The following is a 22,452-nucleotide window of genomic DNA, read 5'->3' on the forward strand; positions in this document are numbered from 1 at the left end:
GCGTATGCCGAGTGAACCCATTCACAGCAGGGCAGCGATCCATGGCCATCCTTTGCACCCGGCCCTGGTCCATTTTCCGGTGGCGGCTCTCATCGGCCTGGTGGGCGCCGACGCAGGCTGGATCCTGACGGGGGATGCGTTCTGGGCCAGGGCGGGGCTCTGGCTCGCGGGGGTGGGGGCGTCCGTCGGGTGGCTGGCCGCACTCGCCGGTCTGGTGGATCTGGTCACCGTGCGGCGCATCCGCCACATGGTCATTGCCTGGTGCCATGCCATCCTTGCGGTGATGCTGCTGTCCCTCGCCTCGTTCAACTGGTTGCTGCGCCTGGGCGAACCGGAGGCCCACATCCTGCCCTGGGGAATCTACGTCTCGCTGCTGACCGCAGGCCTGCTCGCGGGCGCCGGCTATCTGGGTGGGCGCCTGGTGTACGAGAATGCGGTGGGCGTGGTCACACGGGAGGCGTCCGAGCGGCAAACCCGGCACTGACCCGGGCGCCCGCCGCCTGCCTAGAGAGCCCATGGTAGTGCCTCCGGGGCCGCGGGTTTGGCCAGCACGATCCAGACGATGGTGACCATCAGCAGGGCAAGCACCCCGGCTATCCACCAGTAGCCGCGCCACAGCGGTCCGGCCTCCGCGCGCTCGGTGCGCAGTACCAGCAACCCGGTCGCCACATGGGCCAGCACCAGCGGCGTGACCACGCTGAGCTTGGCCACCAGCCAGAATTCCGTGACGCGGAGCACAAGGAATACCCCCGTGCCCGTGGCGATCGCCAGCAGGGCCGCCGGTGTTGCGATGTGGGTGAAAACGAAGCGGCCCAGGGAGTCGTGTTGCTTCGGCTGCTCAATTAACTCCATGTGCCTGGCTCCGGTCCCCGTCAGCAGGCGCGACAGGTACAGCAGCCCTGCGGCCCAGAACAGCACGGCGATGATGTGGAGCACAAGGAGCCAAAGCATTCAGGATCGGCCGTGGGCAGGGGGCATGCCAAGGGCCGCCCGGCAACTGCCAATTGCGCAGGTTTGCGTCAGGAGCTGTCCGACCATTGGTATCCCTCGGGTCAGGCCGTACTGTCCCGCTGGAGCGCACGGTTCCGGCACTGCAGCGGCTCGGGGTGCTGTGTGCTTCCTCGTTGGCGGATAACCGTGTTTACTGTTGTAGATAGTCAATGGACCGGACGGCGTCAACGCGGGGAGGGGGGCAGGGGCTCCCGGACCCCGCCGGCGTGCGTGGGCAGCCGTTCGACCCGCGAAGGCGTGCCTGGACAGGGCGGTGAAGATGCTGTGAATCGGTAGAATGGTCGCGACGGTGTGTGGCTTGCCCCCAACGGCAGCGGTGGGGATCACAAGAGCCGGGAGACCCGGAAAGCTCACTGGAAAATAAACCCATCGGGCGGCGATGGCGCGAGCGATAGAGAGGACCCCAGGGGAAACACTGAGTTACTTCATCAGTGTTTCCCCTGGGGTGACGGAGCCGATTGGATGAACGTTATAGTATATCCATATGAACAAGGTAACCCCCGCCGCTATGCCCGCGTCTGAAGGCGATCCAGGCCCGTTGCTGGATGCCCGTGACATCTCCCTGGAGCGCGGGGGAAAGCTGATCCTCGACCGGGTCTCGGTGCAGATCCCGCCGGCCGAGGTCGCGGTGGTGATCGGCCCCAATGGTGCGGGCAAGACGTCCCTGCTGCGTGTGCTGCTGGGCCTGTGGCGGCCGACGCGGGGGCAGGTGAAGCGCCGGCGGGGGCTGCGCATCGGGTACATGCCGCAACGCATGCAGATCGAACCGGTGCTGCCGCTGTCGGTGCGTCGGTTTCTGACGCTGCGCCAGCGCGCGCCACGAGCCGAGCTGCTGGCGCACCTGGAGCGGGTGGGTGTCCCGCACCTGCTGGACAAGCCGGTGCAGTCCCTGTCCGGGGGCGAGATGCAGCGGGTGCTGCTGGCGCGGGCGCTGCTCAACCGGCCCAATCTGCTGGTGCTGGATGAGCCGGCGCAGGGCGTGGATATCGTCGGGCAGGGCGAGGTGTTTCGCCTGATCGATGACATCCGGCGCGAGACGGGCTGCGGGGTGCTGATGGTCTCGCATGACCTGCACCTGGTGATGGCGGGTGCGGATGCCGTGATCTGCCTGAACCAGCATGTCTGCTGTACCGGCCGGCCGGAAGAGGTCTCGCGCCACCCGGAATACCAGCGCCTGTTCCCCACCGCCGATGTCCAGGGGATCGGCATCTACACGCATGACCACAACCATGTCCACGACCTGCACGGCGAGGTGCATGACCTGGACGACAACGGCACGGGCGGTTCGCACGGCTGCGGTCACGCCCACCATCACGGACAGGGAACGCCGAAACGATGATCGAAGCCTGGCTGGACGACTTCCTGTTCCGCGCGGTACTGGCGGGGCTGATGGTGGCGGCCGTGGCCGGGCCGCTGGGTGCCTTCGTGGTCTGGCGGCGCATGGCCTATTTCGGCGACACGATCTCGCATTCCGCGCTGCTGGGGGTGGCGCTCGGCTTCCTGCTGGGGGCCAACCTCAATCTGATGGTGACCATCGTCTGTGTCGCCATCGCGGTGCTGCTGGTGATCCTCCAGCGCCGGCAGGAGCTGGCTTCCGACACCCTGCTGGGGATCCTCGCACACAGCGCGCTGTCGCTGGGGATCGTGGCGGTCACCTTTATTGAAGGCCTGCGGGTGGACCTGATGGCCTATCTGTTTGGCGACATCCTCGCGGTCGGCACGAGTGACCTTCTGGCGATCGCGATCGGGGGTGGCATTGCGCTGTTGCTGCTGGTGTTGCTCTGGCGGCCGCTGCTGGCGCTGACCGTGCATGAGGAGCTGGCGCGGGTCGAGGGCGTACCGGTGCTGGCCGTGCGTCTGGGGCTGATGCTGCTGATCGCGCTGGTCATCGCGGCGGCGATGCAGGTGGTGGGCGTACTGCTGATCACGGCGTTGATGATCATCCCGGCCGCGAGCGCCCGGCGCTTCGCGTCGACGCCGGAGCAGATGGCGCTGCTGGCGGGGTTAATCGGCATGCTCGCGGTGCTCGCCGGCGTCTGGGGTTCGTTCCAGTACGACACCCCGACTGGACCCACGATCGTCGTCGCCGCGATGCTGGGCTTCATCCTGGTCCACCTGCTGCCGGCGCGTCTGCTGCCCCAGTTCGGCGGGCGCTAGAGCGCCGGGGGCTCCGGATCAGTGTTTCCTAGTCGCGGATGTAGTCCAGCGGCAGCGAGGTACGGTCCACCACCCGGCGCAGCACGAAGCTCGAGTGCACCGAGTCCACTCCCTCCAGCCGGGTGACCCTTCGTAGCAGGAAGTCCTGATAGGCGTCCATGTCGGGGACCACGACCTGCAGCATGTAGTCCGCGGATTGCCCGGTAATCAGATACAGGCGCTGCACCTCGGGGTAGCTGGCGATCGCCTCCTCGAAGCGGGCGAAGCGCTCCGGGGTGTGGCGGTCCATGCCGATGTGGATCAGCGCGGTCAGCTCCAGCCCCAGCGCACGCCGGTCGAGCAGGGCCACGCGCCGGATCAGGATGCCGGCCTGTTCGAGTGCCCGAACCCGCCGCAGGCAGGGCGAGGGGCTCAGCCCCACGCGCTCGGCGAGTGCCTGGTTCGACAGGCTCGCGTCCTCCTGCAGGATCTCCAGGATGTGGCGGTCAAAGCGGTCGAGCTTGTGCGGTTGCGGTTCCATGGTGGAATATTGCGCTAGATTGGCTATTCAAAGCAATAAAACATCTTGAAATGCCGGCTTTGAATGAAAAAAGCAAGGTTCTGTCCGCGAAGATCCGTTAGGATAATGTGCAAGTGGACAAATCGCCGCGACGGAACGCCGCGGCCCGAGGAGAGAAGCAAGATGGCCTTCGATCACACCAAATATGCCCCGTTCCCGCCGATCGACAAGGCGGACCGCCGCTGGCCGGCCCGGCGCACCACAGTTGCGCCGCGCTTTTGTGCGGTGGACCTGCGCGACGGCAACCAGGCGCTGGTGCACCCGATGAGCGTCGAGCAGAAGATGCGCTTCTTCGAGGTGCTGGTGGATATCGGCCTGACCGAGATCGAGATCGGCTTCCCCTCCGCCTCGCAAATCGACTACGACTTCACCCGCCGCCTGATCGAGGAGGACCGCATCCCCGAGGGCGTCTACGTGCAGGTGCTGACGCAGGCCCGCGAGGACCTGATCCAGAAGACCTTCGCGGCACTGGAGGGCGCGCCGCGCGCGGTGGTGCACGTGTACAACTCCACCAACCCGGCGCAGCGCGAGCAGGTCTTCCGCATGGACCGCGACGGCATCCGCGGGATCGCCGAGAACGGCGCGCGCTGGGTGCGCGACTACGCGGCAAAGTACCCGCAGACGGACTGGATCTTCCAGTACTCGCCGGAGAGCTTCTCCACCACCGAGCTGGACTACGCGGTCGAGGTCGTGGACGCGGTGAACGCGATCTGGCGCCCGGACCAGGGCCAGAAGGTGGTGATCAATCTGCCGGCCACGGTCGAATCGGCCACCCCGAACGTCTTCGCCGACCAGGTCGAGTGGTTCTGCGACCACGTGCAGTACCGCGAGCACTTCTGCGTGTCGCTGCATACGCACAACGACCGCGGTACCGGCGTGGCCGCGGCCGAGCTGGGCCTACTGGCCGGGGCCGACCGCCTGGAGGGCACGCTGTTCGGCAACGGCGAGCGCACCGGCAACATGGACCTGGTCACCGTCGGCATGAACCTGTACTCGCAGGGGATCGACCCGACCATCGACCTGTCCGACATGGAGCGGCTGATGGACGTGTACAAGGAGTGCACCGATATGCCGATCCACCCGCGTCACCCGTGGGCGGGCGAGCTGGTGTACACCGCGTTCTCCGGCAGCCATCAGGATGCGATCCGCAAGGGCCTGGCGCACTACAAGGAGAAGGGCGGCCACTGGAACGTGCCCTACCTGCCGATCGACCCGAGCGATCTGGGCCGGCGCTACGAAGAGGTCGTGCGCATCAACAGCCAGTCCGGCAAGGGCGGGGTGTCCCACGTGCTGGAGCGCGATTACGGCATCGAGCTGCCGCGCTGGCTGGCGATCGAGTTCGCCCGCATCGTGCAGAAGGACGCCGAGGCCACGCAGGTCGAGGTCTCCTCGCAGCGCATCCACGAGCTGTTCGAGCAGCACTACCTGACGCCGGTCGCCGGCTGGGATCTGGTGCGCTACGAGATCGAGAAGGAAGGCCCGGTGGTACGGCTGGATGCGACCATGGGCCCGCCGGGGCGCGAGTCGCGCCTGCAGGGAGAGGGTCACGGTGCGGTCGAGGCACTGGCCGCCGCGATGAAGGCCGAGCGGGGTGTGGAGGTCAAGGTTAGCCACTTTGACGAGCACGCGATGGAATCCGGCACCGAGGCGCGCGCCATGGCCGCGGTGGATGTGCAGGTCGACGGTGAACGCTCCGTCGGTGTCGCGCTGGGCGAGGACACGACCGCAGCCACGCTGCAGGCCGTGCTGAATGCCACCGGCCGGCGCCTGGGTGAACCCGCCGCCGAGCAGGCCGCCGCCAGCGCCTGATCTCATTGAGCCCCGGGGGGCCTCCCGGCCCCTGTGGGAGCGTGCTCGCACGCGAACGGTGCGCCCGTCGGCCGTCAGGCCGCTACTTCACCCGCTTCTCCAGCATGTTCTGCATGCGGATGAGGCGTTCCTGGAGCTTGACCGTTTCCTGCTGCAGCTCGTGAATCTCCGAATGCAGCGCCTTGTTCTCCTCGTGCACGCTGTCGTGGATCATCTGCTGCTCGATCTCCATCGCGCGGTCGTGCATGCGCTGCATCGCATCCACGATGATCGCGATGAACAGGTTCAGTACGGTGAACGTGGCAATCAGGATGAATGGCACGAAGAACGCCCAGGCCCAGGGGTAGATCCCCATCACCGGGCGTGCGATGTCTTCGGACCATCCTTCCAGGGTCATCACTTGGAACAGGCTGTACATCGAGGCCCCGAGCGTCCCGAATTTTTGCGGAAACGAGTCGCTGAACAGGCCTGTCGCGATGATCGCGAACACGTAGAAGATCAGAATCAGCAGGCCCATGATGGACAGGATCCCGGGAATGGCCCGCAACAGTGCCTCCACGATAAAGCGCAGTTTGGGCACCATCGACACCAGGCGCAGCAGTCGCAGCACGCGCAACACCTGGAACGGTCCGGTGGCCGGTATCAGGGCGATCGCCACCACGAAGAAATCAAAGACGTTCCACGGGTTGCGCCAGAAGCTGAAGCGATAGACGAACAGCTTGATCAGCACCTCGGCGGTGAAGATCGACAGAATGGTCACGTCCGCGGCGATGATCACCGGTCCCATCCAGCCCATCACCGTTTCCGAGGTCTCCAGACCCAGGGTGACGGCATTCAGCAGGATGATTGCGATGATCGTGCGCTGGGTCAGTCGCGCCTCGATAAAGTGTTCGAGGCGATGGCGTATCGAGGTCGGTGCGCTCATGGCAGTTCAGGAGTCTGGTGGTTCGCGGGTAACCCGGTGCTTCGGCGGCGCAGCGTGCGCCGGAACCGGTCCGGAAAGGCGTGCAAGAGTAGGCGAAACTCCGCTCCCCGGCAATCGGCAACCTGCTCCCAGCCCCTCCACAATGTGGGTGTCCCACAACGCGTGCCACGCCTCCACAAGGTGGGTGTCCCACAACACGCAACACGAGCCGGCATGCGTTCCTGTCAGAAGACCCGTCCATAATATGGGTGTCTCACATCTACCGGCATCTACAAAGTGGATGCCCTACACAAGGAAGTGCGACGTTATCGAGCACCGTACAAAGTGGGTGTCCTACACAGTGGGTGCAAAGTGGGTGTCCTACACAGTGGGTGGGCATCCACAAAGTGGGTGTCCTGCACAAGGAAAGTGGGGGGCATCCACAAAGTGGGTGTCCTGTGTAAGGAACGCGGAAGGCAGATGTCTACGGCCGCGGGTATCACTTCGAGGTGCGTGGTAGAAGGCATGAATCGACGTAAGCCCGTGAATGGAAGGAGATGACGGATGTGGGACGAGCGCTATGCCGCGGAAGAGTATGTCTACGGCACTAAACCGAATGATTTCTTGCGTATGGCGGTGGCCAGCGTGCCGTGCGGCCGCGCCCTGTGTCTGGGCGAGGGGGAGGGGCGGAACGCGGTATTTCTGGCGCAGCAGGGGTTCGATGTGCTGGCGGTGGACAGCTCCGCGGTCGGGCTGAGAAAGGCCCAGCGCCTGGCCGAGGACCGCGGTGTTCGGATCGAGACCCTGGTGGTCGATCTCGCGGACTATGCGATCGAACCGGACTCGTGGGATCTGATCGTCTCGATCTTCTGCCATGTTCCTCCGGAGATTCGGCGCCGCCTGCATGCCGAGACGGTCGCGGCCCTGCGACCCGGTGGGACGTTCATTCTGGAGGCCTATACCCCGGCGCAGCTGGAGCGGGGGACTGGTGGACCGCCGGTGGCGGACTTGATGATGACGCGAAGCGCGCTGATCGAGGAACTGGACGGGCTCGAGTTTCAAGAGGCCGTGGAGTGCGAACGCGACGTTATCGAGGGCCGCTTCCATACCGGGCGCGGGGCAGTCGTGCAGATCCTGGCGCACAAACCCCGGTAGGGCTGGTGACAAGACAACCTGGGTGTCCTCGAAGGGCAGAATAATCGTCAGTTTATTGGAGGAAATACCGCTCGTGGGGCAGATGAGACCGTTCGGTGAAAAATGAGGAATAGATCCACAAATCCTTAAACGATGTGCTACTTTTTAGCGCGAAGGCAGGGACGCCTTCACTAGAGCCGCCCAGGAATGGAAGCCCGGGGGGCTCTTCCTTTTTGCATCCTCGCCAACAAGCTACCCTGCTGACTGATCGCCCGGCACCGCCCGCCAGGACGAGCGTCGCTCGCCAGTTACCCCGGCAATGCTCGGAAGAAGCAAAGCGCAAGCAAGATGGGCGTCCGGCGCTGCCGGGCGGCGTTTCGACCCGCTGGGCAGCCCCTTAGGCAGCGGGCCGGGTGAACAGCGCCCGGGCCATGGATATTCCCCGCAAGTAGCGGCACTGTCGCTGCGCGGCCAGGTCCACCAAATGCTCGGGTGCGCCAATGGCCGAGCCGAACGCCCGCAATAGATGGCTGGATTGCTGGATGAAGGTCTCTGCATCCATACCCAGCTGGTCCAGCAGGCGGAGGCGGTGCGCAGGGATCGACCCCCGCTTCGCTGGATGTACGCAACGCCCCAGCGCATCGGTCAGCTCCAGATAATCCTCGAACGCAAACGGAATCGCCGGCTCGAACTGGCCGGTCGCATCGAATGGCATCAGTGGCGCGCGGGGAAGCGAGCGCAGCTCACACTCAGGGCGAAGTTCGTTCGGGGTTACGCTGGAGTGGTTTTGGCATGCGGATTCGATCGGCGCGTTCCCGTTTTCCTCCTTGGCCTCCGGGCGGATGCGCCGTTGTAGCGAGGTGTGGTCACTCTGCTCCAGTGTCTCGACCATGCCGGCCCGGACCGGGTTCAAGTCCACGTAGCTCATCGCCGCCAGGACGGCCGCGTCATCCAGCAGGGCCTGGCTCTTGAAGCGCCCCTCCCAGAACCTTCCTCTGACGCCATCCTCCTCGTTGGCTTGCCGGGCGATGGATTCATTCAGCACACGCATGAACCACGATAGATCGGCCAGTCGCGCCCGATAGGTTTGGGCATATTCCTCGACTCGCCGTACCTGTGCAGCGCACATCAACTTCCGCCGAGTGGACAGATATTGGCGAACCAGTTCCGGGCCGGAGAACAGACGCGTCCAGCGGCGCAGGACGGACTCGGTATCCAGCGAGGCTGCGCGTTCAGGATCCAGCCGTACCACCACATGGTAGTGATTGCTCATCACGGCATAGGCAGCCACATCGATCGTGAAGATCGCCGCCAGCTCCAGGATCCGCGTCTCGATCCATTGGCGGCGATGTTCGAAGTTGTGTCCGGACACGCGATCCTCGCCGCAGAGAAAGGCGCGCCGAACGCAGCGGGAGACGACGTGGTACCAGGGCGTGTCCTCAATGGACACGAGGGACGAGCGGGGTTGGGTCATCGTGGACTCCTTCCATGGAATCAGACATTTCGGAAGCTAGATGCTCTTGGGCGCGACCGCAAGGGATTCCCTCAGAAAGTGGGTGTCCTACGATGCCGCCGGTGTTCTACGATGCCGCAGTTTATTCCATCCAAAAGTACCGTCTATGGAGCAAAAACGACCGTTCAGTGGCCTCTTCGGTGTGCAGCTGGAAATCCACGAGGCTCGTGCTAGATTGTGCCCTGGGGCAAGGAAGCCCCTAAAGGGTCGTCCGGGAAGGGAATCCGCGGGCGGCCCTTTTGCGTTCTGTGCCCCGGCAATATCTGGTCACAAGCCTGGAGCCCCTGGGAGCGGTGTCGTCGTAGTCTCGGTGCCCCGCGAGCGATCGTCTCTGATCATTTCATGAAGGCGTTGCATCCAGTAGCCATGCCGGAAAGCGCGCAGCGGTTATCCGGGGCCTGAGCGAGGGGCCGTGTAGCGGTGGGGAGGAAAGTGGGTGTGCCGCAGATGCCACCGCGATGTCAGTTGGGCACACCATACCGCGGCCGGAGCCGCAGCCGGGCACTAACGACTATTAGACGTCGGGCTATGTTCCTTGAGCCAGTCCTTCAAAGCCGAGTCCATTCGCGTTTGCCAGCCCTTTCCTGTAGCGCGGAATGCCTCCACGACGTCGGGCGACAGACGGATCGTGATGCGCTCTTTAGTCACAGGTAGAGGCGGGCGACCCACGCGTCGCAGGGCTTTCGTCTCGTCTTCGGAAGGTTCCCGGGTCTCTGGGTCCGCATCGATTCCGGCCTGAATGGACGACTCTTCGTCGGCGTCGTTCAAGACGACCCGACGACCGCTACGTAGCGTTAGTGATTTCGACATAACGCACAATCTCCCGGTTGTTGGCTTTGCGTAGGCTGATGATCCGCCGCACGGATGATCGATCGGTGAATGCGACGCAATACAAGCGTTCGCCCATCAAGGCGTCCCCGAGCATTCGCCGTTCGCCGTAGCTTTTCCGTCGGTCTTCCATGGCCAGGAGCGTATCCCATTCGAGCCCGAGGGCATCGCCGAGTGAGACCCCGCGTTTCGCCAGGTTCGCAGCGTCCTTGTCTGCGTCAAACTCGATCCCCATCCAATTATTGTATGTACATTAACTGGTGAGTGCAGTTGGCGAGGTGGATTAGCCGCGGACCCTCGGGCCATCCCGGTCGTCTGGCAAGGCATAACACGCCACGGCGAACACACCGGCGGAAGGCTAGTGGCCCTGGGGGGAGGGGGCGGAGTGGGAGTGTGGAGCCTACCGCCAGTGAGTTGTGTCGCTGGTGTCGGCGAATCGGGCTTATGACAACTGGGAGGAAAGTGGGTGTCCCACAGATGGCAGATGCCACCAACTGGGAGGAAAGTGGGTGTCCTGCAGGTCCGGTGTCCTTAATGACAACTGGGAGGAAAGTGGGTGTCTCACAGATGCACCCTGAAAGAAAAAGCCCCGGCACAAGGCCGGGGCTCAGTACTAAGTGGGTGTCCTTACCCTACTTTTTCCGTTAGAAGTCGCGGCAGGTACCAGGCCGGAAACGCTCGGGGATGGAGCCGCCGCATTCCCAGTTGACCGTTCCATCACCAGGCGAATAGCCCGCGGGCCGAAGGATGATCGTTTCACCATCCACATCAGGATGGATACCAGTGCCGGCTGTGACTTGAATTTCCTGGTTGGTCCACGCCGAGTCGGCTACGAGGTCGGATTCCTGTTCTTCAATGCCGTATCCATCTGCTGGGAGATCGCCGTTCGAGGACACGTACTCCGCGATATCTGTCCGGCCGGCCGAAGCCGCTAGGATGATTTCGGACACTTGAGCGCGTACGGTGTAGTTCTGATAAGCCGGCAGCGCAATCGCCGCCAAAATCCCAATGATCGCCACAACGATCATCAGTTCGATAAGGGTGAAGCCCTGCTGGGCCTTCGGTTTGTTGATTCCTGCACGCATAACTTTATGCATCTTGTTACTCCCTGGTGTGTGACGGAAGACGGAGCGCCGCCCAGCGGCATCCGTCCTAGCCGATGCAAGGCGGGTGCCAACTCGTCCGATTGCGTGAAAAGCCCCGTAGTCAGGCGGATTTAGCTCGCCTGATGCTCGGTGCATGACGGCTTTGGTCACTTTGTGACAGGGTTCATGTGACCATTTTTGTCATGTGAGCTGACGCACATTGTCAGTTTCGGGGGCTTGTGTGGTGTTGTGCGGGGTGGGTTGCGCCAGGGGCTTCGGCTGGGGGCGGATATCCCGGCTCTTCGCTGCGCTGTGTCGGGATCACACTTTGGCGGGGGGCTTCGCGGGCAAGCCCGCTCCCACAAGGGGCCTCTCCCGCAAGGCTTGCTCCCACAGGGGCTGCTTCTACAGTGGGTCGGCGGTGGGGTCAGAGGCCGAGGACGGCGACGGCGACGCCGAAGTAGATCAGGATGCCGACGATGTCGATCACGGAGGTGATCAGCGGGGCGCTGGCCACGGCCGGGTCGAAGCCGAAGCGGGTCAGGGCGAATGGCAGGAGCATGCCGAACAGCGAGCCGAAGATGATCACGAAGAACATGCCCAGGGCGATCGCGTTGGCGACCTCGACGGTGCCCAGCCAGTTGCCGGAGACCCAGATGGCGGCGGCGAGGGTGACGCCCAGTGCGGTGGCGACCAGGACTTCCTTGCCGCCGAGGCGCCACCAGTCGCGTAGCTGTATGTCGTTCACCGCGAGTGATCGCACGACCAGTGTGGCGGCCTGGGCCCCGGCGTTGCCGCCGGAGGCGATGACCATGGGCAGGAAGAAGACCAGCGCGACCACGGCCTCGATCGCGGCCTCGTAGTAGCCGATGGCGATGCCGGCGAAGATGTTGACCGCGACCAGGATCAGCAGCCAGCCGATGCGCTTGCGGTACAGCAGGCTCATGCTGGCGTCGCGCAGCGAGAGCACCATGTCGCCGACCGCCGCCATGCGGTGGAAGTCCTCGGTGGTCTCCGCGCGCAGGACGTCCATCACGTCGTCGACGGTGATGATGCCGAGCAGGTGGCCGCTGTCGTCGACCACGGGGAGGACGTCCAGGTCGTAATGACCGATGCGGTGTGCGGCCTCTTCGCGATCTTCCTCGGCCGCGATGCTGACGACATCGGTATGCATGCGTTCGCGCACGCTGGTGGTGGGGCGCGACAGCAGCAGTTCCTTCAGGCGAACCCAGCCCAGCAGTTCGCCCTCCGGTGTGGTCACGAAGATGGTGTTTACCGTCTCCGCCAGTTCGTGGTGTTCGCGCAGGTGGTCCATCGCCTCGCCGACCGACCAGTCCGGCTGCACGGTGGCGTACTCGGGCGTCATCAGGCGCCCGGCGCTTTCCTCCGGGTAGCCGAGCAGGGTCTCCAGCGCCTCCTGGTCGTCGTCCGGCATGGTTTCGAGCAGGGATTCGGCGTGGTCGTCGTGCAGGCCTTCCAGGACCGAGGCGGCGTCGTCGTAGGACAGCGCCGACATCAGCTGGCTGGCATGGTCCTCGTCGAGCGCGTGCAGCACGCGCGTCTGGTGGTCGGGCTCCAGGTGCGCGTAGACATCGGCGGTGCAGGACACGTCGAGACGCCGGAAGAAGTCCAGCATCCGGTCCTCCGGCAGCGCCTCCAGCGCGTCCGACAGGTCGGCGCCCGCGTGGGCGTCGCAAAGCCCCTGGAGCGCGTCTTCCGTGGGCTGGTCCAGCGCGGTCTTGAGCGTCTGCGGCAGGGTCTGGATGTCGTCGTCGGTCGGGCTCATCGGTCAGTCCCCTACGGAGTCGCCAGGCCGAGCATCGCCACGGCCAGGGAGAAATAGATCATGATGCCACCGAGGTCCGCGATGGCGGTGATCAGCGGCACGCTGGCGGTCGCCGGGTCCAGCTTCAGACGGCTGAGGATGAACGGCAGCAGCATGCCGACCATGCTGGCGAACGCGACGATTAGCGTCATCGCGATCGCCACCAGCAGGGCGATATCGGCCCCGCCGCGCCACAGGCCGAGGACCGATACGGCCAGGCCCATGGTCACGCCGATCCCGACGGCCACGCCGAGTTCCTTGCCCCACAGCCGCAGCCAGTCCTTGGACGTGACCTCGCCGGTGGCCAGGGCGCGCACCATCAGCGTGGCGCTCTGGGCGCCAGCGTTGCCGCCCGAGTCGATGATCAGCGGCAGGAAGAACACCAGCACCACCAGCGCCTCGATGGCCTCCTCGTACTGCGAGATCATCAGCGCGCCGATGGTGTTGAACGCGACCAGACCGATCAGCCAGCCCACGCGCTTGCGATACAGGAGAAAGGGGCTCGCATCCTGTGGCGAGAGCGGGAGCGTTCCGACCGCCCCGATCTTGTGGAAGTCCTCGGTGGATTCGGCCTCCAGCACGTCCATTACGTCGTCGACCGTGATCACCCCCAGCAGCTCGCCGGTCTCGCCGACCACAGGCAGGGTTTCCAGGTCGTAGTGCTGGATCTTGCGCGCGGCCTCGACGGCGGTGGCGGAGACCGGGATGGTGATCGGATCGGATTCGCCCAGCAGCTCGCGCACCGGGCTGTCCGCCGAGGCGCGCAGGAAGTGCCGGATCGGCACGGCGGCGAGCAGCACGCGGTCCTGATCGACCACGAAGATCACGTTGTTCGAGTGTTCGTCCGCGTTGCGACGGATGAAGGCCAGCGCGCGCTTGAGCGTCCAGTCGGGGTCCACCGCGACGACATCCGGGGACATCACGCGACCGGCGGAGTCCTCCGGGTAGTTCAGCTGCTTGAGGGCGCGGCGGATGGCACGAAACGGCAGCAGCCGCAGGTAGCCGCGCAGTGTCTCCGGGTCCAGGGTCTGGAGCAGGCCGGTGAGGTCGTCGGCCTCCATCTCGGAGAGGATGAAACGGGCGTCGTCCTTCGGCGAGGCCTCGAGCAGCCGGATCTGGTGCGGGGTGTCGAGGTAGGAGAAGACATCCGCCTTGCGCCCGGGCTCCAGCAGGTTGAACACCGCGCACAGGTCGTCGTCGCCCAGCTCCATCAGCGCATGCGCGATATCCTGCACGCGCGTGTAGTCGAGCAGTTCCTGGATGCCTTCGCGGTCATCCAGACGCAGCAGCTCCTTCAGCTCGATGATGGATTGTTCCAGATGCAAATCCATGCCCTACTCCCGGCTGTCATCCGCGGGCCAGGGGGGCTGGATACACAGCCTCACAAGGCGCCGCACGGATGCGGTGTCTTGGTCCGGTCGGGATCGGGCTGGGGCCCGGCCGCTCCCGGCGCTCTAGTACTTAGAGGCCCAGCGGGAAGCGTCCGGTTCGGGAAGGAGGCGCTTACCGCGAGGCGCAGATAGATCGACTGCGTGATCGGCGTTTCAAGGCGCGTTCCCGTGTGTGGATATGCGACTTATTCTAACGGATGTCGGGCCGCAATCAACCGCTTGGGGGCTGTTTTGAAACATTCCTCTCCCGTCAGGGGTCTGTTTCGACAGGATGCGGCTTTCGCGTTGCAGCGATATGAAGGGGCACATGGAGCAGCCGTTCCGACACGGTTCGACCGGCCAGGCAGGGGCTATGCGATGACAGAACGAGACAATCCCGGGGCGCCGGTGCTGGGCATGCGCGGGGTGGCCTTCGGCTATCCCGGCGAGGGGCGCGTGCTGCATGACGTGGATCTGGCGCTGGCGCCCGGTGAACGCGTGGCGATCGTCGGCGAGAGTGGCTCCGGCAAGTCCACGCTGCTGCATCTGGCCGCCGGGCTGGAGCCGGTCGACGCCGGCACGGTGGAATTGGCCGGTCAGGCGCTGGCGGGGCTGGACGAGGCGGCGCGTACGCGGCTGCGCCGAGCGCAGGTTGGGATCGTGTTCCAGTCGTTTCATCTGATCCCGACACTCACGGCGCAGGAGAACGTAATGCTGCCGCTGGAGCTGGCGACGGATCTGGATGCCGCGCAGCGTCGTGAGCGGGCCGCGGCGCAACTGGTGGCTGTGGGCCTGGGGGACAAGGGCGGGCGCGAGCCGGAGCAGCTCTCCGGTGGCGAGCAGCAGCGCGTGGCGATCGCGCGGGCGCTGGTGCACCGGCCGGCGCTGATCCTGGCCGACGAGCCGACCGGCAACCTCGACTCGCGCACCGGCGAGGCGGTGTTCGGCCTGCTGCTGGAGCAGGTGCGCGCGACCGGCTGCGCGCTGTTGCTGGTTACGCATAGCGATGACCTGGCCGGGCGTCTGGACCGAGTGCTGCGTATGCAGGACGGTCATTTGCAGGATCGCGCCGCGGAAGCCTCGGCGACGTGAGCTCGCTGCTGGTAAAGGCCTGGCTGCGCGACTGGCGCAGGCGTCCGCTGCAGCGGTTGCTGACGCTGGTGGGGGTGGTGATCGCCGTGGCCGTCGTGCTGGCGGTGGATCTGGCCAACCAGTCGGCGCAGCGCGCGTTCGACCGTTCCATGGACGAGGTGGCGGGAACGGCCACCCACCAGATCCTGGGCCCGGCCCGCGGTTTCGACGAGGCGCATTATCGCGATCTGCGGCTGTCCGGCTGGCGCGATGCCGCGCCGATCGTGGAGGGGCCTGCGCGGTTGCCGGACGGGCGCACGATCTATGTACTGGGCGTCGATCCGCTGGCCGAGGGCCCGTTCCGTGGGGCGGCCTCGGATATCGGGGATGCCCCGGTTCAGCGGCTGGTCACCGAGCCGGGCACGATCCTGCCGCCGAGTGGCTGGTGGGCGGATGCCGGAATGACGCACGAGGACCGCCTGGAACTCGAGACCGCCGCCGGGCGCTTCGATGTCACGCTGCTCGAACGCGAGGCGGAGCGTGACGAACCGGCGGTCGAGGCAGACGACGAGGGCGGTTCACTGTGGGTCACGGACATCGCGACTGCACAGACGCTGCTCGGTCGGCCGGGGCGGCTCGATCGTATCGACGTACGCCTCGATGATGCCGCAGTCGACGCCTTCGCGGAACGGTTACCGGATGGCCTGGAACTCGTGCCGGTCGCGGCGCGCGACCAGGCCTCGCGCGAGCTGGCGCAGGCCTTTCGCATCAACCTGACGGCGATGAGCCTGCTGGCGCTGCTGATTGCGGCCTTCCTGATCTACAACACGCAGACCTTCGCGGTACTGCGCAGGCGCGAGGTGCTGGCGAGCCTGCGCCTGGTAGGGGCCGGTCGGCGGGCGCTGTTCGGCGTGGTGATGCTGGAGGCCTTTGTGGTCGGTGTGATCGGCACGTTGCTGGGTGTGCTGGTCGGGATCGGCCTCGCGCAGGTGCTGGTCGGCCAGGTCGCGCAGACGGTGACGGATCATTTCTTTGTGGTGGCGGTGACGGAGGTGACGCCGCGTCCGCTGGCGCTGCTGGCGGTGATCGCGCTGGGGGTGGGGCTGTCGCTGCTGGCGGCGCTGGCCCCGGCCTGGGAGGCGGCGCGGGCGGCCAGCCCCGGCAGCCTTGGGCGCGGGCGGCTGGAGCGCCGGGCGCGCCGGGGCCTGCGCGGTCTGGCCTTGGCGGCGATCGTGCTGCTGGCGGCGGGTGGCGTGATGCTGCTGCTTGGGGCCGGGGGGCTGGTGGGCAGCTTCGTCGCGCTGTTCCTGCTGATTACTGGCTTTGTGCTGCTGCTTCCGCTGGTGCTGGCCGGAGTGCTGCGTGGTCTGGCGCGGCTCGGTCGCGGGCAGACGCTCCCGCGCATCGGGGTGCGCAGTCTGGAACGGAGTCTTTCGCGCAGCGCGCCGGCGACCTCGGCGCTGACGCTGGCCCTGGCGGCCGCGATCAGCGTGTCGGTGATGGTCGGGAGTTTTCGCGACAGCGTGGAGCAGTGGCTGGGCCAGGCGCTGACATCGGATCTGTACGTGGTGCCGGCGGCCCCGGCCGCGGCGCGCAGCGGGGCGCGCCTGCCCGCGGACTGGGGGGAGACGCTCGCCCGGATCGCGGAGGCGGAGTCGGTCAGCACCGGCTCCAGCCAGGACACGCCGAGCGATGTCGGGATGATCGATCTCTACGTGGTCGAGCCACATCCGGTCTGGCTGGACTACCTGCCGCTGCTGCGGGCCGAAGCGACGGGCGAAGCACTCGACCGGCGCCTGCGCGAGACCGATGCGGTACTGGTCACCGAGCCCTTTGCGGCGCATCACGACGTGGGTGTGGGCGACCGGCTGGAGATCCGCGTGGAGGACGGCCGGCGGGTGTTCGAGGTGGCGGGCGTGTATCGCGACTACGGCAGCCCGCAGGGCACGGTTCTGATGCTGGGCGAGCGGTTCTACACGGGCACGGCCGGCGCCGAGGAGGTGGGGTCGTTTGGACTGCGTCTGCCCGAGGGCACAGATGCCGACGCGGTGGTCGAGCGCCTGGAGACGTGGCTGGCCGAGCGCGAGACGGCGGCCATGGTCACGCGCCCCGGCGATATCGAGCAGGAGTCGATGGCGATCTTCGACCGCACCTTTGCGATCACGCACCTGCTGCGGGTGATCACACTGCTGGTCGCGTTCATCGCGATCCTCGGGGCGCTGATGGCCCTGCAGATGGAACGGGCGCGCGAGTTCGCCACGCTGCGCAGCCTTGGCCTGCTGCCCGGCGGGGTGCGCGGGCTGGTGGTGTGTCAGGGCGCGGTACTGGGTGCCTTCGCCGCGCTGGCCGCGATCCCGCTGGGGCTGGGCATGGGCTGGCTGCTGATCGAGGTGATCAACCGCGAGGCCTTCGGCTGGGGCATGGACCTGCGTTGGGCAGGCCGCGAGATTGCCGAGACCGTCGCCCTGGGCGTGGGGGCGGCGCTGCTGGCGGCGCTGATCCCGGCCTGGCGCATGGCGCGCATGCGGCTGGTGCCGGCGTTGCGAGAGGTGCCGTGATGGTTAGGTTGCAGCATGTGGGAATGGGTTTTGTGGGAGCGGGCTCTGTGGGAGCGGGCTTGCCCGCGAAGCCCCTGCCTGCGCCAGGCCCTGGCAAGGCCCCTTCGCGGGCAAGCCCGCTCCCACAGGCACTCTTATGCCAGGTCCTGCGCCTGTTGGTGCTGGTTGTGCTCGTGGTGCTCCTGGCGGCCTGTGATGGAGCGGAGCCGCCGGATGCGCGCGACGCTGAAGTGTCCGGGCTGCGGGTGGGCGAGGCCCTGGGCGGCGAGGAGACGGAAGGGTTCCGGCGTGCGGATGCGCCGCGGGTGTTCGAGTTTCCGCGTGACCACGGGCCGCACCCGGGGTTTCGCAACGAGTGGTGGTATGTGACCGGCAATCTCGACGGGCCGGAGGGCGAGCGGCTGGGCTTCCACATCACCTTCTTCCGCGTCGGGCTGGCGCCGGAATTGGCGGGGGATGCGCGCTGGCACGATTCGGCCTGGGCCAGCCCGGATATCTGGATGGCACATACGGCAGTGATCGATCGCGAGGCCGGGCACCATGCCTCCGAGGAGCGCTTCGTGCGCGACGGGGCGGGGCTGGCGGGCGCCACGGAGCCGGTCGGCCGGGTCTGGGCCGAGGACTGGCAGCTGGCGGATCTGGACCAGGATCGCTGGACGCTGGACTTCAGCGTGGACGACTACCGGCTGGCGCTGGAACTGGAGCCCCTGCGCGGCCCGGTCCTCCAGGGTGAGGCGGGGCTCAGCCAGAAGGGTCCGGAGCCGGGCAATGCCTCCTATTACTACTCCATGCCCCGCCTCAAAGTGAGCGGTGAGGTCGAGCGCGCGGAGCACGGGCGCCTGGCGGTGACCGGTCAGGCCTGGATGGACCGCGAGTGGAGCACCAGTGCGCTGTCCGAGGATCAGGTGGGTTGGGACTGGTTCGCGTTGCAGTTCGACGACGGGCTGGACGTGATGTACTACCAGCTGCGCACGGAGGGCGGGGAGCCGCACCCGCTGTCCAAGGGCCGCTGGATGCCGCCGGATGCCGACGACCGTCTGCTGGAGCCGGATCAGGTCGAACTGGAGCCCCGGCGCTGGGCCACGCAGCCCTCCGGCAACCGCTATCCGGTGGAATGGGCCATGCGCATCGAGCCGCCGGACGGCTCGGCGCCACGCGAATTCACCGTGCGCGCCATCCGCGACGAACAGGAGATGGACACCGTGATCCGCTACTGGGAAGGCGCGGTGGATATCCTGGATGCTGACGGACAGCCCGTCGGGCGCGGGTTCGTGGAGCTGACGGGCTACGACGACGAGTAGGCGGGGGCTTGGGCGGCGTCGTGCATTGATGCGATTCGCGGGGCTCATCGCATCGTTGACAAACGCCGGGTGGCCCATATCGGCCACCCCTCTTTCGGCTACCAGTCCAGCGGGTCGCTGGCGTGGCCGAGGTCGAAGTCGTCCTGCAGGCGGGCGCGCAGGGCGCGTTCTTCCATCATGCGTTCGAGTGTGCGGCGGGCGGCGTGTTTGTTCGGGCTTCGGTCGTTGACGAGCGGGTTCTCGAACAGGCCGGCGAGGTCTTCGGTGTTGTCAAAACCGGTATCGAGGTTGAGGTCCATGTGGGGTCTCCAGGGATGCCGGCCGGGCCACCCCGGTAACTGCGGCATCAGGAAAGCCTTATATAGCGGCGAGGCCTGTACGCAAGCAGAAAATTCTTATGCCTGATAGTGGTTTCCTTATCGTTGGCGAAGGGCGGGACCGCGGGGTAAGAGCGCGGGGCAAGAGTGCGAGGAATATCGAACTTGGGAGCGGCGTCCGGGTCCACCCAACAGAGAAGGGTTCGGGGCTGCCTGGCACGCGATGGACGGGTAGCCCCGGTTGCCACAACGAGAGGCGAGGTATTCCATGCTGATTCGTACGCGGCGTCGTTCCGAGCCCGCCCGCAGCGAAATCACCCCAAAGGCGATCTACCAGCGACGGCGGGAATTCCTGCGCGCGGGTGTTGGACTGGGTGCCGGTCTGGCCCTGGGCGGGCTGGGTATGGCGGTCCCGGCGTCGGCCGCCTTGCGCGGCTATGAGCTCGACTTCGAGCCCAGCGATTTCTCCACCGACGAGTCGAAGACGCCGTACGAGGAGATCACCAGCTACAACAACTTCTTCGAGATGGGCCCGGGCAAGAGCGATCCCAAGACCTACGCCGACCAGCTGAAGACCGACCCGTGGACCATCAAGGTGGACGGGCTGTGCGACAACCCGGGCGAGTACGCGGTGGAGGACTTCATCAGCCCCTGGTCGCTAGAGGAGCGGATCTACCGCATGCGCTGCGTCGAGGGCTGGTCGATGGTGATCCCGTGGATCGGCTTCGAGCTGAACCGCATCATCGACAAGGCCGAGCCCCGGGGCGATGCCCGCTATGTGGCCTTTGAGAGCATTTACGACCCGGACAACCTGCGCGGCCAGCGGCGTCGGCCGGCCACCTCCGGCGGGCTGCAGTGGCCCTATACCGAGGGCCTGCGCATGGACGAGGCGATGCACCCGCTGACGATCCTTGCCGTGGGGCTGTACGACGAGGTGCTGCCGAACCAGAACGGGGCGCCGATTCGCCTGGTCGTGCCCTGGAAGTACGGCTTCAAGAGCATCAAATCCATTAAACACATCCGCTTCGTCGAGGACGAGCCGCCGACCCTGTGGAATCAGGCGCAGCCCGATGAATACGGCTTCTACAGCAACGTGAACCCGGACGTGGATCACCCGCGCTGGTCGCAGCGCACCGAGCGGCGCATTGGCGAGTTTCGCCGTCGGCGTACGGAGATGTTCAACGGGTATGGGGATGAAGTCGCCTCGATGTACGAGGGGATGGACCTGACCGAGTACTTCTGACGGGTTCGGCGTGGCGACGACTCAACGCCGCAGAGGGCAGCCCCCGCGAGGCGTCTGGACGGGCGTGCTGCTGCTCTCGCTCGTGCCCGCGGTCTGGATCGGTCTGCGTACGCTCGGATGGTTCGGCGGGCTGGGGGCGAACCCGATCGAGAAGCTGCTGGAGCTCTCCGGCACGCACGCGATGATCGCCCTGCTGATCGCACTCGCCGTGACCCCGCTGCGGCAGATGACGGGGCTTGCCTGGATCACTCGGCTGCGCCGGATGCTGGGGCTGGTGGCCTTTGGCTACGTGACCGCGCATGCCCTGACCTGGCTGGGGCTGGATCTGTTCTTCGACTGGGAACTGGTGTTCTACGACCTGACCGAGCGCCCGTTCGTGATGGTCGGCTTTGCCGCCTGGGTGATCCTGCTCGCCCTGGCGGTGACCTCCACCGACGGGGCGCAGCGCTGGCTCCGGAAGAAATGGGTCTGGCTGCACCGCGGGGTATACGTGGCCGGGGTGCTGGCGATCCTGCATTTCCTCTGGCTGGCGCGGGCGGACTACGGCGAGGTCGCGCTGTATGCCGCGATCCTGGCCTTCCTGCTCGGCTGGCGGGTGGTCTATTCCTGGATCTCGGCGCGAAGGGTGCGGGCACGCAGGGCGGCCACTGCCTCCTGAATCGCTATCCTCAAGTCTGCTGCGGGGCCATTAGGGAGACGCTGATCCAATAGCACATCCGCGTTGGTACCCCCTGTTTTCCGAGACAAGGCGCGTCGTGCAGCGGGTAGTGGTTCTACCCGCAAGCGGCGCAACGCAGGATCGGGGAACAGGGGGTACCAACCCCAAAGGGGCTCGGCCGCTTTTGCGTGGGAACGGCGTTGCGGCTCCTTTGTGCAGAATGACTGCACGGCAGTCACCGCGCCTTGTTCGCACGCAAAAGCGACTCGAGCGCGAACGTGCAATTGGATCAGCGTCTCCCTAGGCGCGCCGCGATGCTACACTACGCAGTTTGCGGGCCGCATGGCCCGTCCCATTCCGACCGGAACCACATCATGCACGAGATCGAGACCCTGGAAGGCGAGTTCACGGATGCTGCCAACCATCGCTACGGCCTGCTGCTGGCGCGCTTCAACAGCCTGATCGTCGAGCGCCTGCTGGAAGGCGCGGTCGACACCCTGAAGCGCCACGGCGTGGCGGAGAAGAACCTGACCATCGCGCGCGTGCCCGGCGCCTACGAGCTGCCGCTGGCGGCCCAGGCGATGGCGCGTTCCGGCCGTTATGACGCGGTGATCGCGCTGGGCTGTGTGATCCGGGGCTCGACGCCGCATTTCGACTATGTAGCGGGTGAGGCCGCCAAGGGCCTGGCCCAGGTGCAGATGGCCGAGGACCTGCCGATCAGCTTTGGCGTGCTGACGACCGACTCCATCGAGCAGGCGATCGAACGCGCCGGCACCAAGGCCGGCAACAAGGGTGCAGATGCCGCGATGGGCGCGATCGAGATGGTCAGCTTGATGCGCAAGCTGCGCGCCGACTCCTAAGGGAAACACTGATCCATGGACACACTCGCGTTGACACCCCAGGTTTTCCGAGACAAGGCGCGTCGTGCAGCGGGTAGTGTTTCTACCCGCAAGCGGCGCAACGCAAGATCGGGGAACCTGGGGTGCCAACCCCGAAGGGGCTCGGCCGCTTTTGCGCGCGCACGGCGTTGCGGCTCCCTTGTGCAGAATGACTGCACGGCAGTCACCGCGCCTTGTTCGCACGCAAAAGCGACTCGAGCGCGAGCGTGT

21 protein-coding genes are annotated in these 22,452 nt (G+C 66.0%); 11 read left to right on the top strand and 10 right to left on the bottom strand.

What is annotated here, in order from left to right:
- The first annotated feature begins 4 nt into the window (after positions 1–4).
- Positions 5–484 carry a DUF2231 domain-containing protein gene (locus G372_RS0102645; RefSeq protein ID WP_038070695.1) on the top strand — a complete coding sequence of 160 codons (480 nt, stop codon included), beginning with the start codon at positions 5–7 and terminating at the stop codon, positions 482–484.
- 20 nt (positions 485–504) lie between these two features.
- Here G372_RS0102645 and G372_RS0102650 read toward each other — a convergent pair whose 3' ends face one another.
- On the bottom strand, positions 505–951 hold the full coding sequence (locus tag G372_RS0102650; protein ID WP_019624809.1) for a CopD family protein: 447 nt from the start codon (positions 949–951) through the stop codon (positions 505–507).
- A 568-nt stretch (positions 952–1,519) separates the two neighbouring features.
- Here G372_RS0102650 and znuC point away from each other — a divergent pair.
- The gene (gene znuC / locus G372_RS0102655; RefSeq protein ID WP_026278949.1) at positions 1,520–2,350 is read left to right on the top strand and encodes a zinc ABC transporter ATP-binding protein ZnuC; all 831 of its coding nucleotides are present in this window, start codon (positions 1,520–1,522) and stop codon (positions 2,348–2,350) included.
- Entirely contained in the window at positions 2,347–3,168 is an 822-nt protein-coding gene (gene znuB / locus G372_RS0102660; protein WP_019624810.1) for a zinc ABC transporter permease subunit ZnuB, read from the top strand. The genes znuC and znuB overlap by 4 nt, the downstream gene beginning before the upstream one ends.
- Before the next feature lie 28 nt (positions 3,169–3,196).
- Here znuB and G372_RS0102665 read toward each other — a convergent pair whose 3' ends face one another.
- Complete coding sequence (locus tag G372_RS0102665) at positions 3,197–3,688, bottom strand: Lrp/AsnC family transcriptional regulator (protein ID WP_018863848.1); 492 nt, start codon at positions 3,686–3,688, stop codon at positions 3,197–3,199.
- A 162-nt stretch (positions 3,689–3,850) separates the two neighbouring features.
- Here G372_RS0102665 and G372_RS0102670 point away from each other — a divergent pair, with 162 nt between their 5' ends.
- The gene (locus G372_RS0102670) at positions 3,851–5,536 is read left to right on the top strand and encodes a 2-isopropylmalate synthase (protein ID WP_018863849.1); all 1,686 of its coding nucleotides are present in this window, start codon (positions 3,851–3,853) and stop codon (positions 5,534–5,536) included.
- 82 nt (positions 5,537–5,618) lie between these two features.
- Here the strand turns inward: G372_RS0102670 and G372_RS0102675 are convergent, their stop codons facing one another.
- Positions 5,619–6,461 carry an ion transporter gene (locus tag G372_RS0102675; protein WP_019624811.1) on the bottom strand — a complete coding sequence of 281 codons (843 nt, stop codon included), beginning with the start codon at positions 6,459–6,461 and terminating at the stop codon, positions 5,619–5,621.
- A 543-nt stretch (positions 6,462–7,004) separates the two neighbouring features.
- Between G372_RS0102675 and G372_RS0102680 the strand changes: the two genes are divergently transcribed.
- Positions 7,005–7,595, top strand: a complete 591-nt coding sequence (locus G372_RS0102680; protein ID WP_019624812.1) for an SAM-dependent methyltransferase — start codon at positions 7,005–7,007, stop codon at positions 7,593–7,595.
- A gap of 376 nt (positions 7,596–7,971) precedes the next feature.
- Here G372_RS0102680 and G372_RS0102685 read toward each other — a convergent pair whose 3' ends face one another.
- From G372_RS0102685 to mgtE (G372_RS0102705), 6 genes are all read right to left on the bottom strand, one after another.
- Complete coding sequence (locus G372_RS0102685) at positions 7,972–9,048, bottom strand: transposase (RefSeq protein ID WP_019624813.1); 1,077 nt, start codon at positions 9,046–9,048, stop codon at positions 7,972–7,974.
- A gap of 543 nt (positions 9,049–9,591) precedes the next feature.
- Positions 9,592–9,897, bottom strand: coding sequence for a BrnA antitoxin family protein (locus G372_RS13755; RefSeq protein ID WP_081621291.1), 306 nt, complete (start codon positions 9,895–9,897; stop codon positions 9,592–9,594).
- Entirely contained in the window at positions 9,872–10,150 is a 279-nt protein-coding gene (locus tag G372_RS0102690; protein WP_019624814.1) for a BrnT family toxin, read from the bottom strand. The genes G372_RS13755 and G372_RS0102690 overlap by 26 nt, the downstream gene beginning before the upstream one ends.
- A gap of 409 nt (positions 10,151–10,559) precedes the next feature.
- A complete protein-coding gene (locus G372_RS0102695; protein ID WP_019624815.1) occupies positions 10,560–11,012 on the bottom strand; it encodes a pilin in 453 nt (150 codons plus the stop codon).
- Positions 11,013–11,427: 415 nt separating this feature from the next.
- Positions 11,428–12,786, bottom strand: coding sequence for a magnesium transporter (gene mgtE / locus G372_RS0102700; RefSeq protein WP_018863854.1), 1,359 nt, complete (start codon positions 12,784–12,786; stop codon positions 11,428–11,430).
- An 11-nt stretch (positions 12,787–12,797) separates the two neighbouring features.
- On the bottom strand, positions 12,798–14,156 hold the full coding sequence (mgtE, locus tag G372_RS0102705; protein WP_018863855.1) for a magnesium transporter: 1,359 nt from the start codon (positions 14,154–14,156) through the stop codon (positions 12,798–12,800).
- A gap of 417 nt (positions 14,157–14,573) precedes the next feature.
- On the opposite strand from mgtE (G372_RS0102705), the gene G372_RS0102710 reads away from it, so the two are divergent.
- From G372_RS0102710 to G372_RS0102720, 3 genes are all read left to right on the top strand, one after another.
- Positions 14,574–15,287 (top strand): ABC transporter ATP-binding protein, encoded by a 714-nt coding sequence (locus tag G372_RS0102710; protein ID WP_019624816.1) that lies wholly within the window; start codon positions 14,574–14,576, stop codon positions 15,285–15,287.
- Positions 15,284–17,824: an ABC transporter permease gene (locus G372_RS0102715; protein WP_019624817.1), complete on the top strand. Its 2,541-nt coding sequence runs from the start codon at positions 15,284–15,286 to the stop codon at positions 17,822–17,824. Before G372_RS0102710 ends, G372_RS0102715 begins: the two co-directional genes overlap by 4 nt.
- Before the next feature lie 155 nt (positions 17,825–17,979).
- Positions 17,980–19,125, top strand: coding sequence for a lipocalin-like domain-containing protein (locus G372_RS0102720; RefSeq protein ID WP_019624818.1), 1,146 nt, complete (start codon positions 17,980–17,982; stop codon positions 19,123–19,125).
- A gap of 98 nt (positions 19,126–19,223) precedes the next feature.
- On the opposite strand, the gene G372_RS0102725 is transcribed toward G372_RS0102720, so the two are convergent.
- The gene (locus tag G372_RS0102725; protein ID WP_019624819.1) at positions 19,224–19,424 is read right to left on the bottom strand and encodes a PA3496 family putative envelope integrity protein; all 201 of its coding nucleotides are present in this window, start codon (positions 19,422–19,424) and stop codon (positions 19,224–19,226) included.
- Positions 19,425–19,710: 286 nt separating this feature from the next.
- Here G372_RS0102725 and msrP point away from each other — a divergent pair, with 286 nt between their 5' ends.
- The 3 genes from msrP to ribH all read left to right on the top strand — a co-directional run bounded on the left by msrP (position 19,711) and on the right by ribH (position 22,203).
- Complete coding sequence (msrP, locus tag G372_RS0102730) at positions 19,711–20,685, top strand: protein-methionine-sulfoxide reductase catalytic subunit MsrP (protein WP_019624820.1); 975 nt, start codon at positions 19,711–19,713, stop codon at positions 20,683–20,685.
- A 64-nt stretch (positions 20,686–20,749) separates the two neighbouring features.
- Positions 20,750–21,343, top strand: a complete 594-nt coding sequence (locus G372_RS0102735) for a protein-methionine-sulfoxide reductase heme-binding subunit MsrQ (protein ID WP_019624821.1) — start codon at positions 20,750–20,752, stop codon at positions 21,341–21,343.
- Positions 21,344–21,717: 374 nt separating this feature from the next.
- On the top strand, positions 21,718–22,203 hold the full coding sequence (ribH, locus tag G372_RS0102740) for a 6,7-dimethyl-8-ribityllumazine synthase (RefSeq protein ID WP_018137920.1): 486 nt from the start codon (positions 21,718–21,720) through the stop codon (positions 22,201–22,203).
- Positions 22,204–22,452 lie beyond the last annotated feature (249 nt).

This window comes from Thioalkalivibrio thiocyanoxidans ARh2, assembly GCF_000385215.1.
Taxonomy (GTDB): domain Bacteria; phylum Pseudomonadota; class Gammaproteobacteria; order Ectothiorhodospirales; family Ectothiorhodospiraceae; genus Thioalkalivibrio; species Thioalkalivibrio thiocyanoxidans.

What these genes read in the sequence shown, in the direction of transcription:
- G372_RS0102645 (WP_038070695.1), top strand. Translation starts at nt 5, where the DNA reads ATGCCGAGTGAACCCATTCACAGCAGGGCAGCGATCCATGGCCATCCT.
- G372_RS0102650 (WP_019624809.1), bottom strand. Translation starts at nt 951, where the DNA reads ATGCTTTGGCTCCTTGTGCTCCACATCATCGCCGTGCTGTTCTGGGCC.
- znuC (WP_026278949.1), top strand. Translation starts at nt 1,520, where the DNA reads ATGCCCGCGTCTGAAGGCGATCCAGGCCCGTTGCTGGATGCCCGTGAC.
- znuB (WP_019624810.1), top strand. Translation starts at nt 2,347, where the DNA reads ATGATCGAAGCCTGGCTGGACGACTTCCTGTTCCGCGCGGTACTGGCG.
- G372_RS0102665 (WP_018863848.1), bottom strand. Translation starts at nt 3,688, where the DNA reads ATGGAACCGCAACCGCACAAGCTCGACCGCTTTGACCGCCACATCCTG.
- G372_RS0102670 (WP_018863849.1), top strand. Translation starts at nt 3,851, where the DNA reads ATGGCCTTCGATCACACCAAATATGCCCCGTTCCCGCCGATCGACAAG.
- G372_RS0102675 (WP_019624811.1), bottom strand. Translation starts at nt 6,461, where the DNA reads ATGAGCGCACCGACCTCGATACGCCATCGCCTCGAACACTTTATCGAG.
- G372_RS0102680 (WP_019624812.1), top strand. Translation starts at nt 7,005, where the DNA reads ATGTGGGACGAGCGCTATGCCGCGGAAGAGTATGTCTACGGCACTAAA.
- G372_RS0102685 (WP_019624813.1), bottom strand. Translation starts at nt 9,048, where the DNA reads ATGACCCAACCCCGCTCGTCCCTCGTGTCCATTGAGGACACGCCCTGG.
- G372_RS13755 (WP_081621291.1), bottom strand. Translation starts at nt 9,897, where the DNA reads ATGTCGAAATCACTAACGCTACGTAGCGGTCGTCGGGTCGTCTTGAAC.
- G372_RS0102690 (WP_019624814.1), bottom strand. Translation starts at nt 10,150, where the DNA reads ATGGGGATCGAGTTTGACGCAGACAAGGACGCTGCGAACCTGGCGAAA.
- G372_RS0102695 (WP_019624815.1), bottom strand. Translation starts at nt 11,012, where the DNA reads ATGCATAAAGTTATGCGTGCAGGAATCAACAAACCGAAGGCCCAGCAG.
- mgtE (WP_018863854.1), bottom strand. Translation starts at nt 12,786, where the DNA reads ATGAGCCCGACCGACGACGACATCCAGACCCTGCCGCAGACGCTCAAG.
- mgtE (WP_018863855.1), bottom strand. Translation starts at nt 14,156, where the DNA reads ATGGATTTGCATCTGGAACAATCCATCATCGAGCTGAAGGAGCTGCTG.
- G372_RS0102710 (WP_019624816.1), top strand. Translation starts at nt 14,574, where the DNA reads ATGACAGAACGAGACAATCCCGGGGCGCCGGTGCTGGGCATGCGCGGG.
- G372_RS0102725 (WP_019624819.1), bottom strand. Translation starts at nt 19,424, where the DNA reads ATGGACCTCAACCTCGATACCGGTTTTGACAACACCGAAGACCTCGCC.
- msrP (WP_019624820.1), top strand. Translation starts at nt 19,711, where the DNA reads ATGCTGATTCGTACGCGGCGTCGTTCCGAGCCCGCCCGCAGCGAAATC.
- ribH (WP_018137920.1), top strand. Translation starts at nt 21,718, where the DNA reads ATGCACGAGATCGAGACCCTGGAAGGCGAGTTCACGGATGCTGCCAAC.